We start from the raw sequence: 13,215 nt of genomic DNA on the forward strand, positions 1-13,215 counted from the left end.
GATGACGGTGGACAACGACCACGAGCGGTGGTGGTTCGACGACGAGGCAGGCCCGGTCGCGCGGCCCTACACCTTCACCGGTGGACGCACCCGCAGCAACTCGGGCATCGAACTGGATCTGGTGACGCTGGTGGTCACCGCGTCGGACCCGTCGAGTTGGCAACGGGTCGACTCCGCCTCGGCGCAACTGCTGAGATTCTGCGAACACCCGCTGTCGGTCGCCGAGGCCGCCGCGGGAGTTCACCTGCCGTTGCGGGTGGTCAAGGTGCTGCTCGGCGATCTGATCCACCAACAGTTGATGCTCTACCGCACCGGCACATCGCGGGCCGGCCGACCCGACGTCCACACAATGCAAAGGGTGATCGATGGTATCCGGGCTCTCTGACACCAAGGCGGACCCACCCGAGGTGTCCCTGGACGCCACCACGTTGAAGATCCTGATCTCCGGTGGCTTCGGTGTCGGCAAGACGACCTTGGTGGGCACGATCAGCGAGGTCACGCCGCTGCGCACCGAGGAGACCATGACCGCGGCCGGCGTGGGCGTGGACGACCTGTCCGGCGTCGGCGAGAAGTCCACGACCACCGTGGCCCTGGACTTCGGCCGCATCACCATCGCCGACGATCTGGTGCTGTATCTGTTCGGAATGCCGGGGCAGCAACGGTTCTGGTTCATGTGGAACGAGATGACCGAAGGTGCGCTGGGCGCGGTCGTGCTCGCTGACACCCGCCGCCTCGACGGTTGCTTCGCCGCCATCGACTTCTTCGAACGTCGCGGCATCCCGTTCATCGTCGGCGTGAACTGCTTCGACGGCGTGCAGCTCTACACCGTCGACGCTGTGCGCACCGCACTGGATTTGACTGCGACGGTACCGATCCTGCTGTGCGATGTGCGCGACCTCGAGTCGACCAAACAGGTGCTGGTCGCCCTGCTCACCCACGCCATGTCGCAGCCTTGAGCGGTCACGGCCTTCCGTAGCGGGTGGGGCAGTGGGTGGGCTCGGGCCGTGCCTATTCGTCGAAACTGGTGCGCGCGCCGAACGCGAAGCGAACGGCCGCGATGATCACCCCGGCCCAGACGAACGTCCACCAGCCGTGTGCGCTCACTCCGAAACCCGCCCAGTCGCTGAACATGGTGAGCAGCCAGAACTTCAGGACGTTCGACGCGATCTCACTGAGCCCGCCGATGTACAGCCGGATCGGCGACACCCCGACCACGATCAGCAGCGCGAGCCCGAGCAGCGCGTACACCAGCCCCTCGAACCCGAAAATCGCCGTGGCACCCCACCATTGCCAACCCGCGGGCATGACGAGCCGCGCGTCATCGAGCCAGCCGACCGCGGCGGCGATCCCGACCGCGTTGCCAAGGGGCATCAACACCGTGCTCGGCGTGCAACCCACTCGAAAGATCGGCTCACCGACACCGAATGCCGGCCCCGCTGGTGGCGGACTCATACTCAAAGGGTAAGTCCGCCAATGAATTAGGGCGTCGCATTGTGGAGCCGGATAGGTAACGACCCGATTCCGGTAGCGGGCGTCTTCAGCGGCAAGCTGTGGTCGCATCCCTGAGCAGAGTGCGAACGGCATTGTCGGCCAGTGCATTACGGCCACTCGGACTACCATGACAAGCAGCGACCACACCCGGGGGAGGTGCATGGTGGACCGACGGCTGCCGAACACGGATGAGGCTCGCCAACTGCGCGCCATGGCTGCGGTCATGCCCGAGCAACTCGAGCAGTTCATCGCCCAGTCCAACAGCGAGGCGCAACGCTGCGCGCAGCGGAAGAAGTGGTCGAAGGCGCACCGTTTCGCGATGGACGTGGTCGTCGGAAGACGGATCCTGATCGAGGTCGACAAGGCCCGGCCGTTCGAACTCGCCGTGGCGCTGGGCGCCTTCGCCACGTACGCGATGCGCGACGGTCTCACGTTCGATGCCGGGTCGGCGGCCGACGAGGTCGTCGAACTGTGTGAACGGCTCATGCCCTGGGACCTGCGCGAAGCCCGACAGCTCGCCGACGACTTCCGCGCCTGCGGACTGTGTGTGCAAGCGACCGCGATCACGCAACGGGTAATCGGCGCGTACCGCGTGCTGGCAGAGGAGAACCCCGACCACGAACCCGACCTTGCCGCGATGCTGGACCAGTTGGTCTGGGACCACTACCGGACCGAATCCTGGTCGCTGGCACGCGAACCCGCGGCGGAATGCGTCGAACTGTGCCGCCGCATCGCCGCTGCCACACCCGCCTATCGGCCACAGCTGGCACGTGCGTTGACCTCGTTGAGCATGGGCCTGAGCTCCTGCAAGGACCCGTCGGCCGCGCAGTTCGGCGAGGAATCGGTGGCGTTGTATCGCACCCTCGTCGCCGAGGACCCGAAGCACGTCCCGGCGTTTGCGGAGGCATTGACTCAGCGCAGCCGTTGTGATTCCGACCGGGGCCGGTGGGCGGATTCCATCGAGGCGACTCGCGAAGCGATCGAGTTACTGGACGCAGCGCCGCGGACCCAGTCGACGCTCACCCTGCTCGCCGAGTTGACGTTGTGGCACAGCGGCACGTTGCGCGACACCGGCGACATACCCGGTGCGCTCGCGATCGGTAAACGGTCCTATCGCCTGCATTGGCAGGCCGTTGCCGCTGATCGGACAGAGGTCATCGCGCTCGCCGGGGCGATGCTCAGTATGAGCGCGACCTGGGCGCGTGCCGGTCGGCGACGCAAGGCGATCAGGCTGGGCAAGAAGTCAATTCGCATCTACCGCAGGGCCGCCGTGGATGACCCGCACTACGAGGACGAACTCATCTTCGCCACGAAGCACCTGAGATACCTCATTCTGGACACGCGACGGTAGCCAGGTCGGCGAGCTCTACGCATACGCGCTGTGCTGACCCCCTCGAAGAATGCGCATGTCGTCGAAGATCACGACCGCGTAGGTGAGGGCGACCAGCGCGGGCCTGACCCGGTCTGTTGTGGGTCTCGCGGCCAGCGCGTGTTCACCACGTTCGTCATCGAAACCGAAGTAGGCCCACCACATCACATACGCCAAGCGAAGGCCCAGCGCGACCATCGCCACCAGTGCGACGGTGATCGGCTCATCGGCCAGACCGACGCCCAGGGCGACGATCGACTCGCCCAGCGCGGCGAATACCAAGCCAGCCGGATTGCCCACGCGCGGCGGAGCTTCCGCTGTTCAGGACCGGGCGTCGCGGCGGTAGGTCTCCGGGTTCTGCCCGGTCCAGCGCCGGAACGCGCGGCGTAGCGTCCGGGCGTCGGTGTAGCCCAGTCGCGCGGCGATCGCCCGCACCGGCAGGTCGGAGGTGCGCAGTAGGTGCTGCGCGCGTTCTCGGCGAGCAGCGTCGACCTCGTCGCGCCACGTGGTGCCCGCCTCGGCGAGCCTGCGCTGGAATGTGCGTGAGCTGGCGGCGAAACGGGTTGCCACAGTTGCCAAGTCGAGGTCACCTGCGGCGAGGTCGTCCAGAACAGCCGTGCGCAACGCCTGCGGGAACGTAGGGACCGGGTGGCTGTTCGCGATGGTGAGCTCGGCGTGCCTGCGTACCAGTGCGCCCAGATGCGGGTCGGTGCCGGTGGGCAGCGCGCCGATGTCGAGGAAGGTCAGCTGGGCGTGCGGTGCGTCGAAATCGATACGGCGGGTGCCGAAGACGTCGATCAAGTGCCGACGGGTCGGTGGTGCGGGTTGACGCAGCGCAACGTGGACGGGAGTGATCGGCGTGTCGGTCGCCTCACGCATCCGCCGCAGCACGGTCGACAGCACGAATTCCTCCACCGGCGCGATCACCGGACCGGGCTCGATCGCACCGACCCGGATGACCAACAGTCCACCGTCGGACTGCACGGTCCACTCGACGCCGGGATCGGTGACCAGCGCCCGTAGTTCGAAGGCCGCGCGGACGCTGTCGGCCAGCGATGACGCGCTGGTGAACAGATAGTCCCATTCGGGCAGATGGCCGTGCTCGGCTGCCGCGCCCGCGTGCAGGCCGGCGCCGGGTCCGCCGATCGCGTCGATGAGTTCCCAGATGCGCCAGGTCGATTCGGTCGGCACACGGGCCAGATCGTCGGGGATGCCCGCGGGGTCGGGGCCCGGCAGGTGCCGAAGTTCGCCCTCGGCGACGCCGACGCTGCGTGCTGTCGCCCGAATCAGGCGGGCGGTGCGAACCGGGATGGTGCCGTCGATCACCAGCAGATATTAGGTCGGAAACCCCCACTCGGCCACAACGTTTCGATTGGACGTGGTGGCGCGGATAGTCCGCAGCTCGGCGGCTGGAGTCCGGTGGTGGCGACAGTGCCGCGCCGTAGCGTTATCAGTGCGCCCCTACAGCGCTTCCCCCGAATCCCGAACTTTTCACCGGAGTGGGGAATCAATACGCCGTCTCTAACTGTTGAAAGCTCTATCAACGGTTAGTACACACCGAATCAGTGAGGTCTCCGATGTCTCGTCTGCCCCTTGTCCAGCCCGAAACCGCCACCGGCCGCGCCGCGCAACTGCTCGCCGACGTGCAAAAGGGTTTCGGCGTCACACCCAACATGACCAAGGTGATGGTCAACAGCCCCGCCGTGCTCGCCGGCTACCTCGCCCTCACGTCCGCGCTGGCGGGCGGCGCGCTGTCGGCGGGCACCCGTGAGCGCATCGCGCTGCTGGTCGCCGAGGAGAACGGCTGCGACTACTGCCTGTCCGCGCACAGCTACATCGGCGAGAACGTCGCCGAGCTCGACCATGAGGAGATCGCGAGCAGTCGGCACGCCGGCTCGGCCGACGATCACGCCAAGGCTGTGCTCGCCTTCACCGTCGCGGTGCTCGAGTCGCGTGGCGGCGTCGCCGACTCGGATCTGGCCCAGGCGCGCGCCGCGGGTCTCACCGATGGCGAGATCGTCGAGGTCGTGGCCGGTGTCGCACTGAATGTGTTCACCAACTACGTCAACAAGGTCGCCGACACCGAGATCGACTGGCCGGTCGTGCGGCACCACTCCCACTGATCATCCGGTGCCGGGTCCCGAGCGGACCCGGCACCTTCCCCGGAAGAAGTTCGATGAGCAACCACACCGTCCTTGCCCTGTCCGGCAGCTTGCGCGCCGACTCGCACAACACCGCCCTGCTGCGCGCCGCCCAGAAGTACAGCGGCGGGCTCGATATCGAGATCTATGACGGCCTGCGCGAGATCCCGCCCTACGACAGGGATTTCGACACTCCGGACCGGCGGCCAGGGGCGGTGGCCGACCTGCGCCGCCGCATCACCGCCGCCGACGGGCTGCTGATCGCAACGCCCGAGTACAACTACTCGATCCCCGGCGTGCTCGAGAACGCCCTGGACTGGGTGAGCACCGACTGGACCAAGATCGAAGGGCTGCCGCTGCTGCGTAAGCCGATCGCGATCCTGGGTGCCGCGCCGACCCAATTCGGTTCGGTCCGTGCGCAACTCGCGTTGCGGCAGGTTTTCGTCTGGACCAACAGCGACGTCGTGGCGAAGCCGGAGGTCATCGCCTTCCGCTCGCACGAACGTTTCGACGACGCGGGCAACCTCGTCGACGAGGCCACCATTGAGCTGCTCGAGGATCTACTCGCGGTGCTGAGCGTGAAAATCGAACGCGCACAGGGGCAGTCGTGAACGGCGGCATGACAGGGATGCCGCGTGAGCATCTCGCCTGGGCCGGCCTGGCGGCCATGACCGTGTCGTTCGGCCTGAATTTCACGATGGGCGTGTTCTTCGCTCCGACCGTCGCCGAATACGGCATCTCCGCCACCGCGCTGGCTGTCGCCGCTGCCGCGGGCACCGCGATCACCGGCCTGGCCCAGCACGGCATCGGCAGCCTGCTCGATCGGTTCGGGCCCAAGCTCGTGCTGATCGGCGGGCTCACGCTGATCTCGAGCAGCTATCTCGTGCTGGCCGATGTCACGCGGACCTGGCAGTTCGTGGCCGCCTACATGGTGTTGGGCGGACTGGGGTTCGCGTCCTCGGCGACGCTGACCGTGACCACGCTGCTGGGTCGTGCCCACGGCAGCAACGCCGGGCCCGCCATGGCGCGAGCGGCCATCGGCATCAATGTCGGACAGCTGATCGCACCCTGGTTGGCCACCACGCTGTTCGGTCCGGTCGGGGTGCGCGGCACCTTCGCGATATTGGGTGCGATCGGTCTGGCCGTGACCGCAGTGCTCGCGGTGGTGCTGCCTGCCGACCAGCGCGTTGCTACCAGCGCGGGTGCGGCTCAGTCGCTGGCCGATCAGTGGAAAGTGCTGGTGGGCTTGGGGTTACACGCGGCGACCCTGTACGCGGTGGTCTTGATGCTGCCCAAACACGCGGTGGAGCAGGGCTGGACGGTCACCGGCGCCGGCAGGCTCGTCGCGCTCGCGGCGTTGGCGGCGGGGGTGACCTCGGCGGCGATGGTGCGCCTGCTGCGGCAGCATTCACCGGAAACCCTACTGCGAGCACTGTATTCGGTGCGCCTGGTGGCGCTGCTGGCCGCGATGTTCGTGCCAGGACCGCAGGTCTTGGTCGTGGTGGCAGTGCTGTTCGGCATCGCTTCGTTTCCGGTCATCCCGCTCACCATGGCGATCCTGTCGCGAGGCCTCGACCCCGCCCGAATGGGCCGCACGCTGGCCCCCGCCTGGGTGACCCACCAGCTCGCGGCCGCCGCCGGCCTCGGCGTGGCCACCGTCGTGCATGCCCTCACCGACAGCTACCGCGGCTATTTCGCCCTCGGCGCGATGTTCACCATCGCCGCCGCCCTGTTGATCACCCCGGTTCGCCACCGCGAGCCGGTGACTGTCTAGAAAGAGAGATCCATCATGAGCCAGACCCGCCACCACACCGTCCAGATCCAGGGACAGACCATCTTCTACCGAGAAGCGGGAGACCCGAGCAAGCCCACTGTCCTTCTGCTGCACGGCTTTCCGACCAGTTCGGCCATGTTCCGCAACCTGATCCCCGCCCTCGCCGACGACTACCACGTGATCGCACCCGACCACCTGGGCTTCGGCCAGTCGGCCGCGCCGGGCGTCGACGAATTCGATTACACCTTCGACTCGCTCACCGACATCACCCTCGAACTGCTCGACACCCTCGGCATCGACCGGTTCGCGATCTACATCCAGGACTACGGCGCCCCCATCGGCCTGCGCATCGCCTCGCGTCACCCCGAACGGATCACCGCGATCATCACCCAGAGCGGCAACGCCTACATGGAAGGCTTCACTCCGTTCTGGGAGGTGCTGTTCGCGCACGCAGGCGATCGCGTCACCCACGAACCCGCAGTCCGCAAGCTACTCGAGCTCGACGCCACGAAATGGCAATACACGCACGGTGTTCCGGCCGACCGGCTGGCGCTGGTCAGCCCCGACACGTGGACGCTGGACCAGGCCTACCTGGATCGTCCCGGAAACAAGGAGATCCAGCTGCAGCTGTTCTTCGACTACAAGAACAACCTCGACGGATACCCCGGTTTTCAGAAGTACTTCGCCGAACACCGCCCCCCGACGCTGATCACCTGGGGCGAACACGACGAAATCTTCGGTGCCGACGGCGCCCGCGCCTTCCTGGGTGACCTACCCGACGCCGAACTGCACCTGCTCGACGCCGGCCATTTCGCCTTGGAGACACACGGTCCCGAGATCGCCGCGCTGATCCGCGACTTCCTCGGCCGGGTCCTGAACTGAACACATCGGCTGCCGCCTCGCACTCTCGCCGAGGCGGCAGCCGACCGACTCAGTGCGCCGACACCGACCCGAACTCGGGCGCGATTTCCCGAGGCGATTGCGGCTCGACGGACTCCGGGTCAGCCGAGGTCGACCATCGTGAACTCAGCTGATGCCCGTTGCGAACCATCCCGAGGGTGGGGAGGCCGCAGGTTCCCAACGTGGCGCGTAGTGCTCGAGAAATATCTGCCCCACCAGTTCCCCGCGGCTGCGCACCCCGGTCTTGTCGAAGATCGACTTCATGTGGTCTTGAATTGTGAAGGCCGACAACGACATCGCGTGCGCCATCTCCTTGGTTGAGCGCCCTTGAATGCACAGCGTGGTGAGATGGCATTCGCGTGGTGACAGGCCGTAGGCCATCGCGATGACGGGCGCGACTTCGTGTGGTGTCGCGGGCTGGATGATGACGGCGGTGCGTCCGTGCTCGGCGCCGGAAAGGCTTGTCCCGTAAAGCAATAGCCAAGCCCCGGATCGGGTGCGGACCCGCGAGCGCGCGGCAAGCTCGAGCGGATCGGTGCCCGGTGCGATCGCGCGCGCCCTGGCCGCGATGGCCTGCACAACCTTGGACTCGTACGGCGTCGACGGCGCCGGGACCTCGACAATTTCGTCGATCCACCGTTGTGCGGCGGGTGACACCGATTCCGGGTTGCCCGCGGCATCGAAGATCACCAGACCAGGGCCGTAGTCCAGGCTCGTCACAGCGGCCTGGACCTCGTGCAGCATCGACTGCCGCAGACCGGTCGCCAGCGCGGGCGCCAGTGCGGCGATCGCGGCGACGTGCTCGGCGGTGTAGCACGGCTCGTCCGCATTGCGCAGGAATGCCGCTGCGCCCCAATAGATCCCGTCCGAGACCAGCGAGACGCGCAGCTCGTCACCGACCCCGTACGCCTCCTGCGAACGGTGCCGCGCACTGCGGGACATATCGCCGTCGGTGTCCAGGCTCAGCGCCCCCGCCAAACGGCCACTGTGGGCAAGAATCGACCACTTGTTGACGTCCTCGACCTCGTACTCGTAGCGCGCCAACCAGGATCCAGAGCACCCGATGTTGTAGTTGACGCTGCCGGTGAACAGGATGGTGCCCGGATCGACGGTGTGCCAGCAGCAGCGCTCATGCGGGATCACCGTGCGCAGGGCGTCGCTGACTCGCGCGCTGTAGCTCACCCAGTCCAGCTGCTCGGCGGCGGCCCGCGCGATGTGATCGCGGACGCGTGGCAGCTTGCTCTGCGACATGTCCGAAGCGTATCGCAGCAGGTTACGGGCCGCCTACCCCAGAATTCTGGGATAGGACGCAGGGGCAACCGCGACGATGCTGGTGTCATGACGTTGACCGCGCGAGCTGCCCGGTTCAAGCCGACATTCTAGGAGGACACGATGAGCCGGTATCAAGTCGCCATCGTCGGCGCCGGCACCTCCGGCGTCTCGGCCGCGGTGGCGCTGGCAGACCGTGGCCTCGAGCCGTTGGTGATCGACGGAGCGGATCGCGTCGGTTCTTCCTGGCACAGTCGGTATGAACGGCTGCGACTGAACACCGGCAAGCAGTTCTCGCACCTGCCCAACCGCGCCTACCCCGAAGGCACTCCGACCTTTCCCACACGCGACCAGGTGATCGAGCATCTCGAGCGGCACGCACACGCGGCCGGGATCGAGCTACGCTTGGGCTGCCTCGTAGAACGGCTCGACCGCACGGACGGGCACTGGCGCCTGACCACCTCGACCGGTGCGATCGACGCCACCGAGGTGGTGATTGCGACCGGCTTCGATCACGAGCCCTTCATCCCCGACTGGCCCGGACGCCTTGACTGGAAGGGTGCGCTGATTCATTCCTCGCAGTACCGGAACCCGGTGCGGTACAACGGGAAACGTGTGCTCGTGGTGGGAGCGGGCTGCTCAGGAATGGAAATCGCCTACGATCTCGCCACCGGAGGCGCGGCGAAGGTCTGGCTTTCGGCGCGCACGCCGCCCAACATCATGCTCCGCCAGGGCCCCGGTGGCCTCGCGGGGGACTTCATCGCCACGCCGCTCTACCACGCCCCGGTCCGGATCGCGGACGCCATCGCCCGGTTCGGCCGTAAGCGGACCATCGGCGACCTGCGTGAGTTCGGTCTACCGATCCCCGACGAGGGCATATTCGCCCGCAGCGCTCGGCTCGGCGTGGCGCCGGCGATCGTCGACCTCGACGTCATTGCCGCGATCCGAGACAGGTCCATCGAGGTGGTTCCGGGGGTCGAGTCGTTCGATGCGGACGGTGTGCGACTGGCGGATGGTGCGCGGATCGTCCCGGACGCGATGGTCTGCGCGACGGGGTTTCGCCGCGAACTCGACAAGCTCGTCGGTCATCTCGGCGTGCTGGACGACCGAGGCCGACCGCATGTCACCGGTGAGAAGCCGGCGGCTGAGGGTCTGCGTTTCATCGGGTTCGTGCCCAGGCCGTCGCAGATCGGCTTCGCGGCCAAACAGGCGTCCCGCGCGGCCGAGGCGATCGCGCGGGAACTGCGGTAAAGGTGTTCGCTGAGTGGGCATTTCCGCGACTGCGTCGCGATCTCGACCGGCTCGACGAGCCCGATCCTGTCGGACTCGAGGTCAGCGGCGTGAGCGGTCGATCATGGTGAGCCAGGACGGTAGCGGTTCGCGGGCCGACAGCCACTTCTGGGGTACGCCGTTTTCGGTAGTGGTGCCGGTGTAGGACGCGACGATGCCGCCGGTGATCGCGCAGGTGGTGTCGATATCGCCGTCTGCTTCGATGCACGCGGCGATGGCTGCCGGGTAGTTGTCGAGATGTGTTGCGGCGGCCCACAATGCGAACGGTACAGTGTCCTGCGCTTTCACCCTGGATCCGTTGCCCAACTCGTGTGCGGCCTCGGCGATAGTTGTGCCGAGCAAGGTGCGAGCGCGACGGATTCCTTGTGTTGTCTCACCAGGTTCGAGACGGTCTAGGACGCAGCTGAGGAATTCCGTTGGGGCGGTCGGGGTTTGGGCGCTGCGGGCATGAGCGGCCTGTGCTGCGGCGACCGCGACCGCGACGGCACCGGTCACGCCTTCGGGGTTCATGTGGGTGACTTGTGCCGATCGGATCGCTTCGGCGACGGCCCGTTTTGGATCGTCGGCGTAGTACGCGCCCAGCGGGGCGACCCGCATGGCGGCACCGTTGCCGCAGGAACCCTGGCCCTCGAATGCCGCGCTCGCGGTTTCCCTCCACGGTTTGCCGTCGCGGATTCGCCGAAGCGTGGTGACCGTCGCGTGTCCGTAGTCGCGTTCTGGTGAGAACCGGCGCGCGAAGCCCGCGGCCAGTCGATCCTGGTCGATCTGTTGGCGCCGTTGCAGTTCGGCGACCACGCTGCAGGCCATCTCGGTGTCATCGGTCCAATCCCACTGTCCCAGTGGGGGATTACCCGCACGAAGGCCGGACAGCGATCGTCCCATAATGAAGAACTGCGCGCCCAGCGCGTCGCCGACCGACAACCCGTCGAGCGAATCGAGCATCAGTGCGACGCGATCGATGGCGGGGGCCGAACGCCACTTCCATCTCACGATGTCGAGAGCCTTTCCGGTGTGGGTACGTCGTCTGTGTCGCATCGGACCGTAACCGAGCAGACGAATCGCGCCATTGTGCCGGGTATCGATCCCGGCAAGATCAAGTTCACCGCGACCGTCCGGATCATCGCCGATCGCCTGGCCGATCCGGACGCTCTTCCCCCAAGGGAATCCGTCACACCGGCCCCGCCGAGTCGGACCTGTTGCGCGCGTGCGCGTTGCTGATGCGCGTGCGAGCGAGACGATGGTGGCGAACAGTTGGCGACAAGCACCGAGCGCGCTGTCGATTGATTAATCCAGCACCCCCCCGGAAGGCGTTTGACGCCAGGACCTGCCATCGCCGAACTTGGCAGTGGCAACTGCATCATCCCTCCGAGCGAGCAACGTCCAGCCATTCTCAAATTTTACCCGGAGCGTCCCGGACTTGAATCCGACCGAGGAAATGATACGAGCGCAGACCATCTCTTCCACCACAGAGCGATCCCACGTGATCAATGGCCTACGGTCAGGATCGTTCTTGGTTGCGTGCCCAGGTGAAAGTAGTGCAGTGATACCCACGGTAATAACACTACCTTCGTTGGTAGTCAGTTCAATAGCATTGTCTCGCCACGTGGTCGACATGACCGCCTGGCCGCGAAGCGGCAGTATCCAGCGGTCCTCGAGTTCAGTCAATATAGAATCCTTCGATATCGGAAATGCATGGCTGATCATTCTTCGGGCAAGAAGTCTGTGATATTTCCGATGCTATCCTCTGAAACCGTACCATCGGCATTTTTCGGATACGCCTCACCGGTCTTGGTGTCGATCACCACGTCGGGATTCTTAGCTGCGCCGTTGCCGCGCCACGCCCCACCTGCTTTCACCTTGTGAATTGCCTCTCTGATTTCACGTTCAGTTACATCGTATTCCTTTGCCAACTTCCCGACACTGGTGGTCAGCGAGCCGACCGTGAAGGCGCCCGCACCGCCATTGATATCATCGGAGACTTCGAGTAGGAGTACTTTTGTTGTGATGATAGTTGCGAGCGACGTAATTACTGCGCCGGTGTCGGGCACCCCGTCAAAAGCAGTGATTGCGCCGACCGCGCTACCGAATGCGGCCGAGAATCCGAGAATTCTCAGAAGTTTCTGGGCGTTCAACGCAGTTCGGATCGCGGATGTCGCCTGAGTGGCGGCCAGAGCGGCGGTGCCTGCGCCGACCGCTACGGATCCACCCAGAGAGAAGAGCGCTCCAACCACAGCGACGCCGACAGATAGCGCGACTGCCCACTCAAACGAAATGATAGCGCTACGCACAGCTTGGTTGGCATCGACGATGCTAGTTTTGAATTCTCCCAACGGCGCTGCGATATTGCTGGCAGCCAACGTCATCGTATCAGCCGACGTCCCAATCGTGTTGAGATGTTGCTGTATCAGGGCTCGGTTTTCGACTGCATCGAGGTTGTCGAATCGCTGCGAGATAGCCTCAACACGGGATTTCAGACCCGCTAACGCTTCGCTGTTCGCGAACGCACTCCACGTCGCGGAAACCTCACCAAGTGCATCAACATCAGCATTGGGCAGCTTCTTGAATTCGTTAGTGATGTTCTCCATGAACCGGTCGAAGAATTCTCCGCCGTCATCATTACGGTGGACGCCGTTTCCGGAGATTGCCGTCGTAGCCGACGGGAGGTCGACCTTGTACTCCGTCATCGAAACGATCGTCGGGCGTGGTGGTGCAGGGTCGCTGTTGTTGCTGATCCCATAATTATAGCCGGATGCAAACAGGATATTGCCGAAGTTTGTCAGCGCATCGGCCAAGTTCGTACACGCCTGCAAACCCTTACGAGCTTGGTCATCATATGCTCTTGCCCATTCGGTGCAGCCGGGCGCGTCTCCTGCCATGCCAGCACCTTTGGACCGCATACAATCGTGAACGGGTTTATCAGCTGCACGCAATTCTGTGGCTAGATCGTGACATTCCTTGCCAGCCGCATAATAAGATACCCA

The 13,215-nt window shown here is 65.3% G+C and carries 15 protein-coding genes; 8 read left to right on the forward strand and 7 right to left on the reverse strand.

Annotated features, from left to right (window positions below):
* Position 1 precedes the first annotated feature (1 nt).
* Together ACFWU5_RS06540 and ACFWU5_RS06545 are read left to right on the forward strand one after the other, a co-directional pair.
* Positions 2-385, forward strand: coding sequence for a DUF742 domain-containing protein (locus ACFWU5_RS06540; protein ID WP_379266355.1), 384 nt, complete (start codon positions 2-4; stop codon positions 383-385).
* Positions 366-956, forward strand: a complete 591-nt coding sequence (locus ACFWU5_RS06545) for an ATP/GTP-binding protein (RefSeq protein ID WP_379242962.1) — start codon at positions 366-368, stop codon at positions 954-956. The genes ACFWU5_RS06540 and ACFWU5_RS06545 overlap by 20 nt, the downstream gene beginning before the upstream one ends.
* A 52-nt stretch (positions 957-1,008) precedes the next feature.
* Here the strand turns inward: ACFWU5_RS06545 and ACFWU5_RS06550 are convergent, their stop codons facing one another.
* The gene (locus ACFWU5_RS06550) at positions 1,009-1,452 is read right to left on the reverse strand and encodes a hypothetical protein (protein ID WP_379266356.1); all 444 of its coding nucleotides are present in this window, start codon (positions 1,450-1,452) and stop codon (positions 1,009-1,011) included.
* 199 nt (positions 1,453-1,651) lie between these two features.
* Between ACFWU5_RS06550 and ACFWU5_RS06555 the strand changes: the two genes are divergently transcribed.
* Positions 1,652-2,842 (forward strand): hypothetical protein, encoded by a 1,191-nt coding sequence (locus ACFWU5_RS06555; RefSeq protein WP_379266357.1) that lies wholly within the window; start codon positions 1,652-1,654, stop codon positions 2,840-2,842.
* A gap of 15 nt (positions 2,843-2,857) precedes the next feature.
* Here the strand turns inward: ACFWU5_RS06555 and ACFWU5_RS06560 are convergent, their stop codons facing one another.
* On the reverse strand, positions 2,858-3,160 hold the full coding sequence (locus ACFWU5_RS06560; RefSeq protein ID WP_379242956.1) for a low temperature requirement protein A: 303 nt from the start codon (positions 3,158-3,160) through the stop codon (positions 2,858-2,860).
* A 21-nt stretch (positions 3,161-3,181) separates the two neighbouring features.
* Entirely contained in the window at positions 3,182-4,186 is a 1,005-nt protein-coding gene (locus ACFWU5_RS06565; protein ID WP_379242954.1) for a helix-turn-helix domain-containing protein, read from the reverse strand.
* Between the two features lie 251 nt (positions 4,187-4,437).
* Here ACFWU5_RS06565 and ACFWU5_RS06570 point away from each other — a divergent pair, with 251 nt between their 5' ends.
* The 4 genes from ACFWU5_RS06570 to ACFWU5_RS06585 are packed head-to-tail and all read left to right on the forward strand — an operon-like array spanning position 4,438 to position 7,657.
* The gene (locus tag ACFWU5_RS06570) at positions 4,438-4,983 is read left to right on the forward strand and encodes a carboxymuconolactone decarboxylase family protein (protein WP_379242952.1); all 546 of its coding nucleotides are present in this window, start codon (positions 4,438-4,440) and stop codon (positions 4,981-4,983) included.
* 53 nt (positions 4,984-5,036) lie between these two features.
* On the forward strand, positions 5,037-5,612 hold the full coding sequence (locus ACFWU5_RS06575) for an NADPH-dependent FMN reductase (RefSeq protein WP_379266358.1): 576 nt from the start codon (positions 5,037-5,039) through the stop codon (positions 5,610-5,612).
* Positions 5,609-6,775: an MFS transporter gene (locus tag ACFWU5_RS06580; RefSeq protein WP_379266359.1), complete on the forward strand. Its 1,167-nt coding sequence runs from the start codon at positions 5,609-5,611 to the stop codon at positions 6,773-6,775. Before ACFWU5_RS06575 ends, ACFWU5_RS06580 begins: the two co-directional genes overlap by 4 nt.
* 15 nt (positions 6,776-6,790) lie before the next feature.
* Positions 6,791-7,657, forward strand: a complete 867-nt coding sequence (locus tag ACFWU5_RS06585; RefSeq protein WP_379242946.1) for an alpha/beta fold hydrolase — start codon at positions 6,791-6,793, stop codon at positions 7,655-7,657.
* Positions 7,658-7,801: 144 nt separating this feature from the next.
* Here ACFWU5_RS06585 and ACFWU5_RS06590 read toward each other — a convergent pair whose 3' ends face one another.
* Entirely contained in the window at positions 7,802-8,926 is a 1,125-nt protein-coding gene (locus tag ACFWU5_RS06590; protein WP_379266360.1) for a helix-turn-helix transcriptional regulator, read from the reverse strand.
* A gap of 141 nt (positions 8,927-9,067) precedes the next feature.
* Here ACFWU5_RS06590 and ACFWU5_RS06595 point away from each other — a divergent pair, with 141 nt between their 5' ends.
* A complete protein-coding gene (locus ACFWU5_RS06595) occupies positions 9,068-10,195 on the forward strand; it encodes a flavin-containing monooxygenase (protein WP_379242942.1) in 1,128 nt (375 codons plus the stop codon).
* Positions 10,196-10,276: 81 nt separating this feature from the next.
* Here the strand turns inward: ACFWU5_RS06595 and ACFWU5_RS06600 are convergent, their stop codons facing one another.
* The 3 genes from ACFWU5_RS06600 to ACFWU5_RS06610 form a co-directional block, all read right to left on the reverse strand.
* Complete coding sequence (locus tag ACFWU5_RS06600) at positions 10,277-11,224, reverse strand: ADP-ribosylglycohydrolase family protein (RefSeq protein WP_379266361.1); 948 nt, start codon at positions 11,222-11,224, stop codon at positions 10,277-10,279.
* A 294-nt stretch (positions 11,225-11,518) separates the two neighbouring features.
* A complete protein-coding gene (locus ACFWU5_RS06605; protein ID WP_379242938.1) occupies positions 11,519-11,899 on the reverse strand; it encodes a DUF6188 family protein in 381 nt (126 codons plus the stop codon).
* Between the two features lie 35 nt (positions 11,900-11,934).
* Positions 11,935-13,110: a hypothetical protein gene (locus tag ACFWU5_RS06610; RefSeq protein ID WP_379266362.1), complete on the reverse strand. Its 1,176-nt coding sequence runs from the start codon at positions 13,108-13,110 to the stop codon at positions 11,935-11,937.
* Positions 13,111-13,215 lie beyond the last annotated feature (105 nt).

The organism is Nocardia sp. NPDC058640, assembly GCF_042716995.1.
In the GTDB taxonomy this organism is placed as follows: domain Bacteria; phylum Actinomycetota; class Actinomycetes; order Mycobacteriales; family Mycobacteriaceae; genus Nocardia.

Excerpts from the sequence above, each read along its gene's own strand:
- ACFWU5_RS06540 (WP_379266355.1), top strand. The coding sequence starts at position 2 with ATGACGGTGGACAACGACCACGAGCGGTGGTGGTTCGACGACGAGGCA.
- ACFWU5_RS06545 (WP_379242962.1), top strand. The coding sequence starts at position 366 with ATGGTATCCGGGCTCTCTGACACCAAGGCGGACCCACCCGAGGTGTCC.
- ACFWU5_RS06550 (WP_379266356.1), bottom strand. The coding sequence starts at position 1,452 with ATGAGTCCGCCACCAGCGGGGCCGGCATTCGGTGTCGGTGAGCCGATC.
- ACFWU5_RS06555 (WP_379266357.1), top strand. The coding sequence starts at position 1,652 with ATGGTGGACCGACGGCTGCCGAACACGGATGAGGCTCGCCAACTGCGC.
- ACFWU5_RS06570 (WP_379242952.1), top strand. The coding sequence starts at position 4,438 with ATGTCTCGTCTGCCCCTTGTCCAGCCCGAAACCGCCACCGGCCGCGCC.
- ACFWU5_RS06575 (WP_379266358.1), top strand. The coding sequence starts at position 5,037 with ATGAGCAACCACACCGTCCTTGCCCTGTCCGGCAGCTTGCGCGCCGAC.
- ACFWU5_RS06585 (WP_379242946.1), top strand. The coding sequence starts at position 6,791 with ATGAGCCAGACCCGCCACCACACCGTCCAGATCCAGGGACAGACCATC.
- ACFWU5_RS06590 (WP_379266360.1), bottom strand. The coding sequence starts at position 8,926 with ATGTCGCAGAGCAAGCTGCCACGCGTCCGCGATCACATCGCGCGGGCC.
- ACFWU5_RS06595 (WP_379242942.1), top strand. The coding sequence starts at position 9,068 with ATGAGCCGGTATCAAGTCGCCATCGTCGGCGCCGGCACCTCCGGCGTC.
- ACFWU5_RS06610 (WP_379266362.1), bottom strand. The coding sequence starts at position 13,110 with ATGGCAGGAGACGCGCCCGGCTGCACCGAATGGGCAAGAGCATATGAT.